Raw genomic sequence first — 13,470 nt, 5'->3', positions numbered from 1 at the left:
CTCCCCCCCCCCCCCCCCCCCCCTTTTTTTTTTTTTTTTTTTCTGTTCCCAGTGTAGGGGCGGTAACATAGGCATTATAGCACAGCTGCAGTTATGCCGCAATCAAAATATAGACCTCAGGAATCCCCTGGGGCCTGTCTGTGTTGCGACGTCGCACGACTCTACTCCTGACTGTCATCTACACCGTTGTTATTACGATCAGATGGGCCACCTACGCCGCTCTGATGCTTGTCAGGATGCGGTACATCACATGGTGCATCATGCAGATATGGGGTCGGCTCCTTAGGCTGCAGATCTGGCCCTGCGTTTACATAGCCTCCCATTCCAGGGATTTTATCCTGATGTTTTCCTGTTAATTTTGCCATAAATTTTGTCCTCTCTTTCATTTTTATTATGTAATGGTAGTTGCTCCGGCTCTAACCCTGGCCGGACCGGGAGATAGATGGATCACCTCCTTCTATTTCTGTCTGCTTTTCTCTGTTTGAACGCCAAAGTAGAACCCCACAATCATCGTGAAGATCGTAAGGTATTCCTGCCCGGAAATTTCCCCAGTGCAGGTCAGACCAACGAATCCCGCAGTCAGCGCCAGAGTCATGATCGACTTAACATCGATCAGCTTAGCCAGTTTCTCTTTCATTTATGTCACCTCCTTTCAAAAAAGCATTGAGGCCGCCGCACTCACGACCGCCCCAATCAACGCCCCGATAAGCATTTCCCACTGCCGCCCCGGCTTGGCTTTCAGTTCCGTCACATCGTCTGTCAGCTGCCGGATGGAGCTATTCATGTGCTTAATCTCCTCCGTCTGCCGGGCCATCTCCAAAGCAAGTGTGTGTACGGCATCCACAATCTTCCCTACACTGTCCATGCGATGTTTCAAAGATGCTATTTCATGCTTATAGCCTTCGAGCACTACCACAATTTCTTCATCCGTCATGCCTGTTCCTCCTTAATCAGCATAGGTTCATCCATCAGTCCTGAATCCGCCGGCGGTTCATATACGCTGCCGTCATTGCTCAGGTAGATTGTCTGGCCGTCAGTGCGGTACAGTGTATCGTATCCGCTTATATTGCCTGCCTCCAAGCCTCCAATTGTAAATGTGGTAATATCCCCCCATTCCCTTGGGATATTATCTGCAAACACAATCTGCAGCACATTGGGGGCAGCTGGCATGATACGGATAATTTCATACTCAGTATCCTGGATCTTGATTTTTTCCATTTTGCATCCTTCCTTTCTAATAATTTGTATTTTTATGTATTATAAAAGGCCCTTTTAGGCCCGGAATTTTCTTACATATTGTGCGCAATACCAAGAGCTCTAAGATTGGGCATACCCATGATGACAGGTATCACACAAAGCAGGAGGATAGCGAACTTTTTTATGCTAAAAATGCCACCAGTGTTTCGGACTGCCTCGTGGATACAAATTCGCCAGGAATATACATCTATGCGGATAACGCTACACACAGGCCAGTAGAGGGAGAAGGAAACGGCGGTGTTATCCTGACATTTGGTTTCCTCAAGATGTGGACAACACGGATTGCCATCAGCAACGATCTGCGGCTGTTTGTGTCACTCCATACTCCAGGAGTATCCTATGGAGAATGGAAGGAAATTTCTGGTAGGACTTAAAGCATTTTCCAGTCTGTGATTATACTGTTTGCGCGGCTGTATATGTATAGTCTTGAATCGCCTTTCGGTATTGCCAAAGACGTAATAAAGTTCCCCCAGTCACCTACTGTAATAGCCACACCTTCAGATGCCTGTGTAATACCAGCCTTGTATGGCGTGTTTTTCGTATTGGCATCATAATATAGCAGACGGCCGCCGCTCTGTATATTGAAAAGATCCATACTATATTGAGGAAGTCCCTGATAAGTATTGAAAAGATTATTTACCTCAGCCTCAGTATAGTATCGTTCATCATGAGCGTGGCCGATTTTTGAGGAGTTGGTATTGAGCACAGTATAAAGATCCATCAATACCTTTCCCTGAGCCGCCGACAGGGGCAGATCTGTCCGGTCAGTAACACAGTTGTTTACGATCTGTCCGATCAGGCAGACGCCGGTCATCCAATTCCTAAAATCTTCCGTAAACTTCTTCATCTTCCCCCAGCGTGTCCGGGCCTTTTCTTTTGCGGCCGGTACCGGGAAACTGTCTGATGATGCATCAAAGGCAGAAACCAGAGTGTCCGCGGTGTCACCGCCAATGGAATCTACCTTGTTTGCTTTTAGGGAATTTACCCAACGATATAGTTTTCCAAGCGTATTTTTCAGCGAGCCTTTGCCGCTGATCTCTGGATATTTATCATCCGACGAAGCTGGATCTTCCAGTGATACAACCGTATTTGATGCATCTCCCCCAAAAGAATCCAGCTTTTTTTCCTCCATTTTTTGTTCCAGATCAAGCACATCCTGGACTGTAGCCGTCCCTGCAGTATTAACAGAGATCGACAACTGCTCTGCCTGTGCTATGCTTATCTGCACATTATAGATAAAAGACGATGGGGCCACTCCATTAAACGCCGGCATCTGATCCGGCGTAGTCGCCTGACAGATTGCAAACAGGACTTCTGTTTCTCCATCCGAAGCATAAATTCCTACATTTTGAATCAGATACTCCTGTGTGATGCCGCTATTATCAAACATAGACCGGATGCTGACCAATGTATCATTTGCAAGCTGGATATTGGACGGGATCACGGTCTGTTTTACTTCCTGTAGATCTGTCAGCTTTTTCAGATTAGTTCCATTAGGATATGTATACGCTGATGTTTTTGTATGCGAAAACTGTATCGTCGCCTCACCAGATACCGCTCTTGCTGTCAGTGCCTCTCCTGCTTCTGTTATAACTGCCTTTTTATATACTCCCATGAATAAGCCTCCTATATGGTCTGCATAAATGCGCTGGACATAACCCCTCCAACACAAAGTTCGATATACTGTAATTATTAACCTGCTGATTTGCATGGATTTCCATGTGTGCCGGAATCACGTCCCAAAGCAGGTTATACAGCAAATCTACCGCTCCATAGCGTGACGACGTGACTGATACTTCCAGCTTACAGGCCGCAGAATCCACGCTGAGCGTGAAATCCTTACCAAACAGTTCCGTCAGCTGATCTCTTAAAAAGTCAGTGGAAAAGGGGACAATCGTATTATATTTTTGAAGTAACCTCTGCCTGCGGTACTCGATTGTCTCTCCTGGCGATGCGAATATATCAAACAGCATCTCTTTCTGTGTCAATGTAGCTTCATCGGCTGTCTGAATATAAAAATTTTTACGAATTTGCTCTATATTAGTTTCCAGCTCTGCAAGCACAGCCTCATCGGCTTTTATGATTTCTTTGAACTCCAAAACCGGTCTAAAATATTCCGGCAGTATTTTAATCAAATCAATCGCCATGAATCGTTACCTCCCCCAAAGAAGGGATCTGCTGAAGTTCAGCTGTTTCCGTCAATATCAAATCCCCTGATGATCCATTGATTGAAACATCCGTGACGTTGACGATATTGGGTATCTCCAGAATAGATGCTACGATTCTAGAAGCATAAACCGCCACAACATATTCTATCTTCTGCCCTTTGATCGCATTTCCCCATGTCCTGCACACAGATGCAAGATACCCCTGTATCTTCTGTTCTATTTGATCCTGATAAGCTTCTATGCCGGTCCTTACCGTAGCTGCCAGCTGAACAGCAGCAGAAATATTTAACGTCAAATTTGTAGCTGTTGTTATCGTAACCGCCGCACCAATCGGCGCCATGCCATATCCATTCCCCGACGGTCCTGACTGGCCGCTTTCCGGAGGACATATGACATTTTGTACCTGCGCAATCAGTCCGCTCTCCGCTGGTGTTAATTGGCTATCCAGAATGCTGCACAGAACCGTTCCTCCGCCTTTCCATGCTGGATACACCTGCACGGCTCCTACCCCTTCAATGGCAAGGATTGTATTTCTGTAAGCAGCTATATTCCCTCCAAACGATGCCACATCGAAGCTCTCAAAGAATCGCGCTCGCAGGGAATCGTCATCCTCTTCATCTGTTCCTGATGTTATGATCTCCCCCAGCACAGCGCTCGTAAGGCCAGCGATTGCAGTAATCGGTAGCATATTGCCTGTGTACGCATTTCCCGCCGTTCCAGGTGTGTTGCAGGCCATCTCATAGATATATTTCCCCTTTTCACTGCTGATCAGCTTTCCGCTCTCAAATATCACCGATGCTGCGCCGTTGATGGTTTTAAACAAAGCCCCCTGTGGAATCTCTACGTCAAACATCCCTTTTCGGAGAGCTGATGTGGCCGCTTTTCTTGTTATATTACGCTCAGCGCTGATATAATCAAGGAACTCTCCCACAGCTGTACCTGCATAGGCGTTTTCCTGCACCTGCACCAAAAGCATATACAGCCCTTCCAGATACCAGGCAACCGGCCCCAGGGCGGTCTGTATGATACTGCCCTGACGCCTGTCTATCTTATCAGACACCTGTCCCAATAGCTGTGTTTGTATGGCCTTTTGCGTGTAACCTTCAAAATCAATCACGTTTCCACCTCCTCCGAAAGAGTCCCGTACACAGTCACAACATCAAATGATACCGTTACTTTTCCGCTCCCCTGTTCCGCAAATTGAAAATTTTCTATTGACAGAATCCGACTGTCCATAGAAAAAGCTTCCTCGATTCTACGGGGAAGCTCACTTACAATATAATCATATTCTTCACCGATCAGGTCCTCCAGCTCTGTCCCGAAGTTACTGTCATAGATCTGCCAACGGAAACGTTCGTTCTGCAGGACGATCTCTACCGCCTGCCTCATTGCTTTCAGTCCCTCATCCATCCCGGAAATCTGCCCGGAAGACCAATCAATCAGGAAAGTGTTGGTAGGCTGTTCTGTATGCTTCAGAGATACATCCAGTCCTACACCATCCGGTAATGTTGCCATACTTCCTCCTTACTGCGCCTTTGAAAGAACAATGTAGCGGTTTCCACGAGAAACCCGCAGCATAACAACCTTGTCTCCCACAGCCAGCCCTTTATTGACTACAACCATTCCTCCGCCTCCCTGAACCTGAACCGTCTTAGGGATTACTGCCTCTGTAAGAATCAGTCCTGCCTCCGGTTTGGGCTGAGAGGTTCCATCTACCAGAATAGAGAGCGGAGATACCGTAGCTACGGTTCCAAATGCGACTTCCGTAGGCTTCATCGCTTTCTGATTTTCCTGCATGATTTCCTGCATTACCCCTAATAGATTAGACAATATTTATCCCTCCCAGCTGTCCAAAATCTTTTACTTCAATACTCATGGTATGGTCATGCTCATCCCCCTCAAAGGTATGTGTAACCTTTTCTGCTATCATAAGTCGGGAAACAGCAAGGCCGTCTACCGCCCCGATCCTCACTGGAATAATCATCCCAGCCCGAAGCCCCGGAATACCAATAGAATCCAAAGACAATGTTTGCAACACCCGGTTATAATATTGCAGATACTGCTTACACATCTCATCAATCTGAGCTTCATTCAGATTTTCATCTACTTCATCGTAATACTGCAACAGGCCCCATTTCTTAATGGTATCACTGTCCTCGTGTATATAGGCATCGGTCCGGCCACTGTCCTTATTCTTGCGCACCAACTTCACGCGGTTATATGTATTACTGTCAATATCCCGCTTATAGGTATAATCTGTTACCAGGCTTTTATCTCCTAGGAGCGTGGTAACGAACATATTCTTTGCCTCTGTCAGACACAGTTCCCCGCAGTTATCATAGAAATTATAGATCTTTCCAGTCTGCACAATAGTTTGAGCCAAGGCATCAAATATAATATCTAAGCAACCCTCGTTTTCCTTGTCCAAATACGGGAACACATAGCCAGTATCCTCCATAGCCCCCACTTTCAGGCCAAAATCCACTGCAATCTGCCCGATGATCTGGGGCAAGGTCATATTCTGAAATAGATAGCTGGCATTCGCTTTCAGGTATCTCAGCTGATCTCTAGCCGTATATGATACTTCTCCGTCCTTGTTGCGTTCTGCGGTAAAGATATATCCCTTGAACATCTTTACCCCATCTACAGAAAACTCCACGGAACTTCCTTCCGGGATGGCAATCCCGCTGTCTTCCAGGCAGGTAAATGTGAGGGCGCTCGGAGTATCAAACCGCTCTGTTGTAAGTTCGATTTCTTGGGCTGCAGTTGCATAATCGGTGATTACCGTCTGCGTGGCCCCGCCTGGAGCTGACCCTATTGTCTGAATCTGTAATGTTATACTGCTCATAATAATCACCCTGTTATCTGGATCTGGCTTTCCTGTACCCATCCATAGGAGCCCACATGGACCGGATAAGGATTTCCGGAAACAATCCATGTCACAGTCGTGCTGATATTATTCGCTGTGCCATGAGGCTTTCCGCCGTAACTGTCATAGCAATATTCCCCATTCACCACTACGGATGCGCCTACCCGGAGCACCGGCGTTTCCACTGCCCTTTGCTGCTCTGCGGATGCATCACTCTGAACCGGTTCCCCTCCAGATGCCTGAGGCGGAGTCGTGACTATACTGACTGTCTGAGGAGAATAGTCCCTGTACTCCTGCAGTTCCAACAAATAGTACATATCTCCCGGCTCACCACCCTTATCGGTAGTCTCGAACTGACTGACTATGCAGCGGATATTTGTGTCATACAGATCAGAGCGGCTGATAATAAGCCGCCCTTTCTGCTTGCTTTTCATTGCTCTACTGATCTGCTTTTCATACCATTGTGGACTTTTGGCACCCTTATTGATATAAGGGTCTACGCTGTCCTCGCCGGGAAAAAAGCCTTTCCAGGTAATCTCTCTTAAGCCCGGCCGCTTCTGCACAACAACCTCTCCCACGCCGATGATATCCTGTTTCTTATTGTTGCTCGGGTATTTGATTTCAATCTCCTCCGGATTAACTGGTATCCGTATCTTCGTACTTCCAAATTTCAGATAGATAGAAGTTGTATTTTTAAGCTGTCCCATTCCTTCCTCCTATCCGTGTGATACCGCAGTTCCGGCGGCAGCCTGTTCAATCAGGATCGCTTTCAATTTATCCGCGATATCATTAGCAGTCAGATTCTTAGCGGCACTTTCTGGAATGGATACATTGATCTGCGGAGCCATCGTCTGAAGCTCTATATTATTCATATAGCGTCGTTCTGCCAGATCTCTATAGATCTTGATATCTTCATCGGAAAGCTTTACATCATCTTCAATTTTACCGACTTTTCCAACCTTCCCAATGTCACCCAGGTTGTCCGCGGTTGGGATAGACGATGCGTCAAAACCATTCAGCCCTCCCAAGCTATCGGTCAACGATTCCAGGCTGAGATCCATGTTGTCCAGTTTTGACCCCAGGTTCGCACCAATATCACCAAACTGTTGCGATGTTGCAACCACATCAAGTTCTGACATACGCTTAATCTGGACTGCATTTTCTCCGAATGTATCATCAACCCATCCGGACATCTTGTCTCGGAAACCAGACACAGCACCAGCCATGTCAGTTCTCAAAAGTGCATCAATGGCGCCCGCCACCGTTTCTACAATACCCAAAATCGAATCAAATACATCAAAAAATAAACGAACTGTTGCTCCAAGAGGATCGTTCCAAACATTCGCAAAAAACTCTGCAAACGATGCGATTACATTCCACAAGGATGAAAAGACGTTGTATCCAACGGCATACAGCAGTCCTAAAACCTGGCCGACAAAGTTTCCGATCTGCTGCATTCCAAAACCAAACTGCTGTGCAGCAATCAGTGCTGATGAAAGAACAACAATCAGCAACAGAATAGGCTAGTGTGCCACTGCCCATGCTGCAGCTGATGCTAATGCGCTCCCTACATTCGCCATACCGGTCATGATAGCCTGCCCTTTTAAAATGACAAGAGCCACTCCTATCGCTGCCAATACCGGCAAAATGAAATCCAGATTATTGGACACCCACAAAGCAGCCTGCCCTATTGTGGATAAAGCGCCTATACCCACTTGGGCCAAAATCGTAAACAAGTTAATTGCTTGGATAATTGCCTGTTGACCTTCGTCAGAATTTAAAAATTTGCTCCACCCGGAGAAACTATCCTGCAAGCTCTTTTGGATTGCGTTTTTCCCCATGGTAAAGGCTTCGGCCAGTGTCATCGGCATCTGTTGGAACTCTGCATCGATCTCGTCTGTCGCCTTCAACATCGCATTCTTCACAATTTCTGCAGTAATCTGCCCATCTGCTGCCAGATCCCGGATTTTCCCTATATCCTCTCCCAGATAATCCGCAATCGTCTGGATAATATTGGGCGCTGATTCAAAGACCGCATTCAGCTCTTCTCCTCGCAGCACACCAGAACCCAGAGCCTGCGTCAGCTGCAGGGATGCTGATGAAATTTCCTGCTGCGAAGCACCTGCGATTTTAAACTGCTTATTTAGATTTTCTGCAAACTGGACAATTTCCGCACTGGATGAAAATGCCTTACCTGCGCGCTGGCCAAGACCCGCCACCACCTGTGCTGTGGTATCGTATGCTGATCTTGTGCGCTGAGCTGATACATAGATCATATCCTGTAATTCAGCAGTAGACTGGAGGCCGTCATTCATTAGATTTAATCGAGCAGTAATCTGCGTCTGCTGGTCAGCAACCCCTAAAAAGGATTTTACAAGGCTGACCGCTCCAGTTGCTACCGCAATTTGGCGAAATGTTCGCAATAGGCTGCCTGCCGCTCTGCTTGTCTGCTTTGTTTCTTCCGTATGCCTCCGCTGATTAACCCCAATCTGCTGAATTGTACGGTTGATCTCATCCATTCCCTGAACGGAGATATACTGGAGCGCGTCCGACATCTGATTGATACTCTGTGTTACTCCATCGATTGACTGCCTGGTTTGTGCCGCTTCCTGTGCAATGGAAGTCTGAAGCGTACTACCAACGCTCTGAATCGTTCCGTCCAGATGCTCCATCTTTGCGATAGATGAGGTTCCAAGGGAGAGGAACTGACTAAATGATGCACTGAACCCATCTGTTAATACTAATTCTTCCCGTATCTGTCCCACATTTCTCCCTCCTTATCTCGGTTTCGTTTCCTCATGAAAACGAGTCATCATTGCGTGCATCAGCAGTTTTTCATTCCTACTTCTGCGTTCCAGATCTTCTGGGAAGATACCAAAGGAGACGAAAACGAAATATGCCAGTTCCGTCTCCAAGTCACCTTCCCTTAAGAGTTTTTTGCCTCTTTCAGTTTCTTAATAGCATCTTTCATGTCATTGATGTCCATAACAGCATCTTCCACAATCTTCTTTTCTCCAGGAGAGAACATAATACCAGGAACATCCAAAGGATCCATAACACCATAATACTGGCAAACCTCAGCATCTTTCAGATTCGGCTCCACCATGCTCTCCACGATCATACGGTCGCCAAACTCTGCGGCATTCAACTGTCCTTCTTTATCAGTGCACAGCTGCATGATTGCGTCACTCTTTCCAGCTGAAAGGCACTGGATCACAAATGGCACCGGATTTCCCTCATCATCTGTAAAACGGTCCAGAATCAATTCCCGGGTCTTTCCGGCCGGGGCCGGTCTTAAAAATGCACTTAATTTACTCAAAATCTTTCTCCTCCTAACTGTGCCGGAGCATCTTTGAAATGCTGAAGCGGCTCAAAATCTGTAAAATTAAATGAAATCTCTGTCTGTAAATTCGATGTGGAATCATCCAATAATGCTATCGGGATCTTAGTTAATGTCACACCGTAAATCCCAATTACCTGAGGTCCAAGCGAAGAACCTTTATCATCATTGGTAATCTGGAAGTTAATCAGTGGAAATCTGCCTGTGCGCTTGTATTCCATCAGGATCTTTAAAAAAGCCGGAGTTCCATAGTACACCGTTGCGGTGCCTGAGTATTTCAGCCCTCTCACCTTCGTCTGATCTACAACAGAGCCCACAACCGGGAACTCATCCGTCTGAACCTCTGCACTGCTTTCAAACTTCTTCATGCCAAACAACTCAATGTTCTGCCCATCCACAACCATAAAGCCCTTTCCCGCTTTACCGCTTATGGCATCCTGGGCCAGTAAATATCCCATATGCTACCTCCTACTCCGTTTCGGTACTTGCAGATACCGTAACCGACATATATATTTTCTCAATACTGTCCACCGGCTGGATCTTTACTTCGATCAAAACCGCATCAATACTGTTTCCGGCCCCTACCGTTACATCCTCAGCTTCAAAGTTCTGAACCCCGCCATTAGCCTGCATATCGTTCAGATAGCCCACAATCCAGCCTTTCAGCAGGCCGCGGCCGGTCTCATCATTACTTACCTTGCCAATAAAGTAATTACTGAAATGCTCATACACATCATTGCAGAACTGATTCAGCACCCGCATTACACGATTTTTGGCGTACTCCTCGCCCTTATCTACCGTAAAGCTTGTGTGGGTATTGATATCTGTGCATACCTTTACTTTATCGAATGTATCAATAAAGACGATTTCCCCTGCCTGAATTGCTGCTTCAATCTGCGTATCCGTAAGCTTTGGGCTGGCTTCGATTGCATCAGGATAACGAGAATAGGTCAAAGACTGATTATACAGCGCTCCTGCCTCTGCTCCGCCTAACCACCAAGTAGCCTTCTTCGCGTCCAATACAGTACCATCATCCAGTTTTATGCCATTATTGACTGAGATCACCCATTCACTGTTCGATGCCTGGGCATTTGCCATAACGGCCTGGCATTTTAAGCCTACGTTGTTTGAAACACGCTTTACAAACGCCGCAACTGCCTGAATCGTAGTCTTGTCCTCGCCGTCATAGATCAGCACATCGAATTTATACGGTTCCATCGCGGTAAGCCAAGCTGCATAATCTGCCGTGGATACAGATGGATCTTTTCCATCTGTCAGTGTTTTTCCTGCTGTGGCTGCAAGCTCTCCAGATCCACTGAATGTAACCCAGGCGTTACCCGTTAGATCCTCCGCCTTTTTCGCAGTCTGCTCATCCCTTACAGATCCATCAACCACCGTTGCAACCTGGAATGTAGTTTCTTCATCCGGATCAGCAGATATCACAATCGCAATATCATTTCCCCGTACACCTTCATAAACAGCCGTTGCAGTCAGCGTTCCTGTTGTTGCAGTTGCCTTCGCTCCCCCGGATCCCTTAGGCCGATACAGGAGGATCTTTGACGGCCCCGCCGTAGTATCACTTCCCTTCATCATCTCCCGAAGAAACAGCGCCTTTTCACTCGTTATATCGTAACCGATATATGGGGTCAGATCCTCTCCGGGGATAATTGTCTGCACAATCCCCAAAGCCCCCCAGGAAAGGGGCTCTGCAATCGCCACAATCCCCCGTGTGCCAATATTTGCTTTGACATTGCCCTGTGACTTGGTGTTAATGTACACACCAGGCTGGACTTTGTTCTGGCTTGTCCATGTGCCTCCTGCCATTTTTTTTGACCTCGCTTTCTTTTTTTGCATAAAAAGAACGCCCATCCAAAGAAAGACGTTCTAAATTATTGGTATCTTATTTCCTTTTTTGAAATGTTTACTTTGCTCAATGCTTGTAATACGTATTTACATGATACGTATTATGTGATATTATAATAATGCAAGGGAGGTATAACAAATGCCGCTAAAACCAAGAGAAATGGAAAAACTAATCCTTGCAGATGGATGGATATTCAAAAGCCAGGAAGGCTCTCATCGGAACTATATACATCCAATAAAGCCTGGAAAAGTTACAATCCCGTTCCATCAGGGTAAAGACTTAACCAAAAAGACTGAGAATTCCATCAGAAAGCAGGCGGGGCTCAAATAGCCCCAACCTGCCTTCTCAAATAATTTTAGGAGGTATATATATGTTATCCGTGTACCCAGCTTGTTTTTTCAAGGAAGGAAATGGCTATTCTGTCATTTTTCCAGATCTTAACTGGCTTGCCACTCAGGGCGATACACTCCAAGAAGCCATGGAAATGGCCATTGACTGTCTCGCTGGTTATATTCATACTTGCAAAAGAGATAACGAAACTCTTCCCAAACCATCTGGATTGTCAGATATTGATCCTCAAGCTATTGCAAAAGAATTGGATCCAGATTCTCCTCCCTGCGAAGCATTCGTTAATATGGTGTCTGTGGATGTGGAAGCTTATGCAAAAGAGCATTTTGAGAAATCCGTAAAAAAGACCCTGTCCATTCCAGCATGGTTAAACAAAGCTGCTCTGGAACAGGGAATCAATTTTTCTCAAACCCTTCAGGAAGCCCTACTTGCAAAACTCCGGACATAATCCTTAAAGCTGTCCTAAATGGGCGGCTTTTTTACTTGTCTTTTAATTTTTCATCCAGAAGCTTTTTCGCTTCTTCAATGGTGTATTCCGGTTCTGTCAGAATCACCCTGACAAAATCCCGCTGGTACCCAGCCAGATGCTTACTTTTCAGTAGTTTGCCAGTCGGATATTTCTGCTCTTCTTTTTTGTGCGACGTCGCAACAGAAGGCTTGGACGCTGCACTTTTATTTATCGTCTTTGATGCCATAACTTTCCTCCATTTCCTGCATCGGATTTTCTTCCTCTGGCAGCCGCACCCGTTCCTTGATATGGAACTGATAATGCAGTTCCCCATCCTCCGTCTGCCACTGCCTCTCATGTGTTCGGATCCACGCCGTCTCATCACCCCCATCCGAATAAGGGAACAATTCCAGCGCCATATCCAGATAATCCGCAATCTGAAGAATCTCAGCATTGGCATTGATGATGTTGCGCTCCTGCACAAACACAATATCCACACCCAGGTCACGTAAGAACCTCTCTCCTATCTGTCCCTCTATGGTAGAGGGCATGAAGAAGATGAAAAAGCAGGGTGGTTCTGTGCCCTGCGGATTAGGGCTGTCATAAACCGGATAAACCGGGTATCTGGAAGTAAGGACACCCGCAAGGCTATCTACAATATGACCCAATGAAAAAATCATTTGAACGCCTCCCTTACCCGTTTATCCAGTTCCGTCCGTACCACGTCCCGGTATTTGCCGTTTGCTTTCTGTTTCATGTATTTTCCTTTCACATAGGTGGTCTTTGTTCCGACCATAAGACCGCCGGAACCATTCGGTGACCGTTCCAGCAAAGAACCATTCTTTATCAAACCTGGTACAAAATGTTTATCCACCCGGTGGCCATCATTCACATAAGAGGCATACTGCATATAGTTGCTCAATTCTGTCCGCACACTCCTCCCCATGATTATTGGAGTTATCTGACTGTCCGTAGCCCAATGCTGTGCCATCTCGCCCGATCGCATATTTGTCCCGGCGATCGTCCCGTCATTGGGCGGCGTATTCTCTGTTGCCACCCGTACAGCCTCAATGGTAGCACCTTCCACCACCTCTGCCATGATCTTAGGCACATCCTGTCCGGCCCTGCGCAGCTCATCCAGGCGTTTTCTCATCTGAGAGCCAAAGCTTGACATAG

Annotated in this window: 21 protein-coding genes; 2 read left to right on the top strand and 19 right to left on the bottom strand. The window is 46.5% G+C overall.

Annotated elements, in window-relative coordinates; all coding sequences use genetic code 11:
* Positions 1-161 precede the first annotated feature (161 nt).
* The 16 genes from HW447_RS17025 to HW447_RS16950 all read right to left on the bottom strand — a co-directional run bounded on the left by HW447_RS17025 (position 162) and on the right by HW447_RS16950 (position 11,458).
* Positions 162-365 carry a hypothetical protein gene (locus tag HW447_RS17025; RefSeq protein ID WP_176256242.1) on the bottom strand — a complete coding sequence of 68 codons (204 nt, stop codon included), beginning with the start codon at positions 363-365 and terminating at the stop codon, positions 162-164.
* Between the two features lie 92 nt (positions 366-457).
* Entirely contained in the window at positions 458-637 is a 180-nt protein-coding gene (locus tag HW447_RS17020) for a hypothetical protein (protein ID WP_176256241.1), read from the bottom strand.
* Positions 638-652: 15 nt separating this feature from the next.
* Positions 653-934, bottom strand: coding sequence for a hypothetical protein (locus HW447_RS17015; protein WP_176256240.1), 282 nt, complete (start codon positions 932-934; stop codon positions 653-655).
* Positions 931-1,218, bottom strand: a complete 288-nt coding sequence (locus HW447_RS17010; RefSeq protein WP_176256239.1) for a hypothetical protein — start codon at positions 1,216-1,218, stop codon at positions 931-933. Before HW447_RS17010 ends, HW447_RS17015 begins: the two co-directional genes overlap by 4 nt.
* Positions 1,219-1,627: 409 nt before the next feature.
* A complete protein-coding gene (locus HW447_RS18060; protein WP_243176334.1) occupies positions 1,628-2,872 on the bottom strand; it encodes a hypothetical protein in 1,245 nt (414 codons plus the stop codon).
* Positions 2,859-3,404 (bottom strand): putative phage tail protein, encoded by a 546-nt coding sequence (locus HW447_RS17000; RefSeq protein WP_176256238.1) that lies wholly within the window; start codon positions 3,402-3,404, stop codon positions 2,859-2,861. The genes HW447_RS18060 and HW447_RS17000 overlap by 14 nt, the downstream gene beginning before the upstream one ends.
* On the bottom strand, positions 3,394-4,542 hold the full coding sequence (locus tag HW447_RS16995) for a baseplate J/gp47 family protein (protein ID WP_176256237.1): 1,149 nt from the start codon (positions 4,540-4,542) through the stop codon (positions 3,394-3,396). Before HW447_RS16995 ends, HW447_RS17000 begins: the two co-directional genes overlap by 11 nt.
* A complete protein-coding gene (locus tag HW447_RS16990; RefSeq protein ID WP_176256236.1) occupies positions 4,539-4,940 on the bottom strand; it encodes a DUF2634 domain-containing protein in 402 nt (133 codons plus the stop codon). The genes HW447_RS16995 and HW447_RS16990 overlap by 4 nt, the downstream gene beginning before the upstream one ends.
* 9 nt (positions 4,941-4,949) lie before the next feature.
* Positions 4,950-5,255, bottom strand: a complete 306-nt coding sequence (locus HW447_RS16985; protein WP_176256235.1) for a DUF2577 family protein — start codon at positions 5,253-5,255, stop codon at positions 4,950-4,952.
* Entirely contained in the window at positions 5,248-6,273 is a 1,026-nt protein-coding gene (locus HW447_RS16980; RefSeq protein ID WP_176256234.1) for an XkdQ/YqbQ family protein, read from the bottom strand. Before HW447_RS16980 ends, HW447_RS16985 begins: the two co-directional genes overlap by 8 nt.
* 5 nt (positions 6,274-6,278) lie before the next feature.
* Positions 6,279-7,001 (bottom strand): hypothetical protein, encoded by a 723-nt coding sequence (locus tag HW447_RS16975; RefSeq protein WP_176256233.1) that lies wholly within the window; start codon positions 6,999-7,001, stop codon positions 6,279-6,281.
* Positions 7,002-7,010: 9 nt separating this feature from the next.
* The gene (locus HW447_RS16970) at positions 7,011-7,751 is read right to left on the bottom strand and encodes a hypothetical protein (protein ID WP_176256232.1); all 741 of its coding nucleotides are present in this window, start codon (positions 7,749-7,751) and stop codon (positions 7,011-7,013) included.
* 66 nt (positions 7,752-7,817) lie between these two features.
* Complete coding sequence (locus tag HW447_RS16965) at positions 7,818-9,059, bottom strand: tape measure protein (protein WP_243176333.1); 1,242 nt, start codon at positions 9,057-9,059, stop codon at positions 7,818-7,820.
* Between the two features lie 161 nt (positions 9,060-9,220).
* Positions 9,221-9,613: a phage tail assembly chaperone gene (locus HW447_RS16960; RefSeq protein ID WP_176256231.1), complete on the bottom strand. Its 393-nt coding sequence runs from the start codon at positions 9,611-9,613 to the stop codon at positions 9,221-9,223.
* Entirely contained in the window at positions 9,610-10,092 is a 483-nt protein-coding gene (locus HW447_RS16955) for a phage tail tube protein (protein ID WP_176256230.1), read from the bottom strand. The genes HW447_RS16960 and HW447_RS16955 overlap by 4 nt, the downstream gene beginning before the upstream one ends.
* Positions 10,093-10,102: 10 nt before the next feature.
* On the bottom strand, positions 10,103-11,458 hold the full coding sequence (locus tag HW447_RS16950; RefSeq protein WP_176256229.1) for a phage tail sheath family protein: 1,356 nt from the start codon (positions 11,456-11,458) through the stop codon (positions 10,103-10,105).
* A gap of 178 nt (positions 11,459-11,636) precedes the next feature.
* Here HW447_RS16950 and HW447_RS16945 point away from each other — a divergent pair, with 178 nt between their 5' ends.
* Positions 11,637-11,828: a type II toxin-antitoxin system HicA family toxin gene (locus HW447_RS16945; RefSeq protein WP_176256228.1), complete on the top strand. Its 192-nt coding sequence runs from the start codon at positions 11,637-11,639 to the stop codon at positions 11,826-11,828.
* Positions 11,829-11,868: 40 nt separating this feature from the next.
* Positions 11,869-12,294, top strand: coding sequence for a type II toxin-antitoxin system HicB family antitoxin (locus tag HW447_RS16940; protein WP_176256227.1), 426 nt, complete (start codon positions 11,869-11,871; stop codon positions 12,292-12,294).
* A 31-nt stretch (positions 12,295-12,325) separates the two neighbouring features.
* Here the strand turns inward: HW447_RS16940 and HW447_RS16935 are convergent, their stop codons facing one another.
* From HW447_RS16935 to HW447_RS16925, 3 genes are read right to left on the bottom strand one after another with little or no spacing between them, the layout of a single operon-like run.
* Positions 12,326-12,541 (bottom strand): hypothetical protein, encoded by a 216-nt coding sequence (locus tag HW447_RS16935; RefSeq protein ID WP_176256200.1) that lies wholly within the window; start codon positions 12,539-12,541, stop codon positions 12,326-12,328.
* The gene (locus tag HW447_RS16930) at positions 12,519-12,974 is read right to left on the bottom strand and encodes a phage tail terminator family protein (RefSeq protein ID WP_176256226.1); all 456 of its coding nucleotides are present in this window, start codon (positions 12,972-12,974) and stop codon (positions 12,519-12,521) included. Before HW447_RS16930 ends, HW447_RS16935 begins: the two co-directional genes overlap by 23 nt.
* Positions 12,971-13,468, bottom strand: a complete 498-nt coding sequence (locus tag HW447_RS16925) for an HK97 gp10 family phage protein (RefSeq protein ID WP_176256225.1) — start codon at positions 13,466-13,468, stop codon at positions 12,971-12,973. Before HW447_RS16925 ends, HW447_RS16930 begins: the two co-directional genes overlap by 4 nt.
* Between the last annotated feature and the right edge of the window lie 2 nt (positions 13,469-13,470).

This window comes from Enterocloster alcoholdehydrogenati (genome assembly GCF_013282095.1).
GTDB lineage: Bacteria > Bacillota > Clostridia > Lachnospirales > Lachnospiraceae > Enterocloster > Enterocloster alcoholdehydrogenati.
The sequence above is the reverse complement of the archived record's forward strand: the minus strand, read 5'-3'. Positions and strand labels throughout refer to the sequence as shown.

Bases quoted from the DNA above. Each gene is read 5' to 3' on its own strand.
- HW447_RS16930 (WP_176256226.1), bottom strand. From the start codon at position 12,974: ATGATTTTTTCATTGGGTCATATTGTAGATAGCCTTGCGGGTGTCCTT.
- HW447_RS16940 (WP_176256227.1), top strand. From the start codon at position 11,869: ATGTTATCCGTGTACCCAGCTTGTTTTTTCAAGGAAGGAAATGGCTAT.
- HW447_RS17025 (WP_176256242.1), bottom strand. From the start codon at position 365: ATGGCAAAATTAACAGGAAAACATCAGGATAAAATCCCTGGAATGGGA.
- HW447_RS16955 (WP_176256230.1), bottom strand. From the start codon at position 10,092: ATGGGATATTTACTGGCCCAGGATGCCATAAGCGGTAAAGCGGGAAAG.
- HW447_RS17010 (WP_176256239.1), bottom strand. From the start codon at position 1,218: ATGGAAAAAATCAAGATCCAGGATACTGAGTATGAAATTATCCGTATC.
- HW447_RS16980 (WP_176256234.1), bottom strand. From the start codon at position 6,273: ATGAGCAGTATAACATTACAGATTCAGACAATAGGGTCAGCTCCAGGC.
- HW447_RS16925 (WP_176256225.1), bottom strand. From the start codon at position 13,468: ATGTCAAGCTTTGGCTCTCAGATGAGAAAACGCCTGGATGAGCTGCGC.
- HW447_RS18060 (WP_243176334.1), bottom strand. From the start codon at position 2,872: ATGGGAGTATATAAAAAGGCAGTTATAACAGAAGCAGGAGAGGCACTG.
- HW447_RS16975 (WP_176256233.1), bottom strand. From the start codon at position 7,001: ATGGGACAGCTTAAAAATACAACTTCTATCTATCTGAAATTTGGAAGT.
- HW447_RS16945 (WP_176256228.1), top strand. From the start codon at position 11,637: ATGCCGCTAAAACCAAGAGAAATGGAAAAACTAATCCTTGCAGATGGA.
- HW447_RS16970 (WP_176256232.1), bottom strand. From the start codon at position 7,751: ATGCAGCAGATCGGAAACTTTGTCGGCCAGGTTTTAGGACTGCTGTAT.
- HW447_RS17000 (WP_176256238.1), bottom strand. From the start codon at position 3,404: ATGGCGATTGATTTGATTAAAATACTGCCGGAATATTTTAGACCGGTT.
- HW447_RS17020 (WP_176256241.1), bottom strand. From the start codon at position 637: ATGAAAGAGAAACTGGCTAAGCTGATCGATGTTAAGTCGATCATGACT.
- HW447_RS16935 (WP_176256200.1), bottom strand. From the start codon at position 12,541: ATGGCATCAAAGACGATAAATAAAAGTGCAGCGTCCAAGCCTTCTGTT.
- HW447_RS16990 (WP_176256236.1), bottom strand. From the start codon at position 4,940: ATGGCAACATTACCGGATGGTGTAGGACTGGATGTATCTCTGAAGCAT.
- HW447_RS16950 (WP_176256229.1), bottom strand. From the start codon at position 11,458: ATGGCAGGAGGCACATGGACAAGCCAGAACAAAGTCCAGCCTGGTGTG.
- HW447_RS17015 (WP_176256240.1), bottom strand. From the start codon at position 934: ATGACGGATGAAGAAATTGTGGTAGTGCTCGAAGGCTATAAGCATGAA.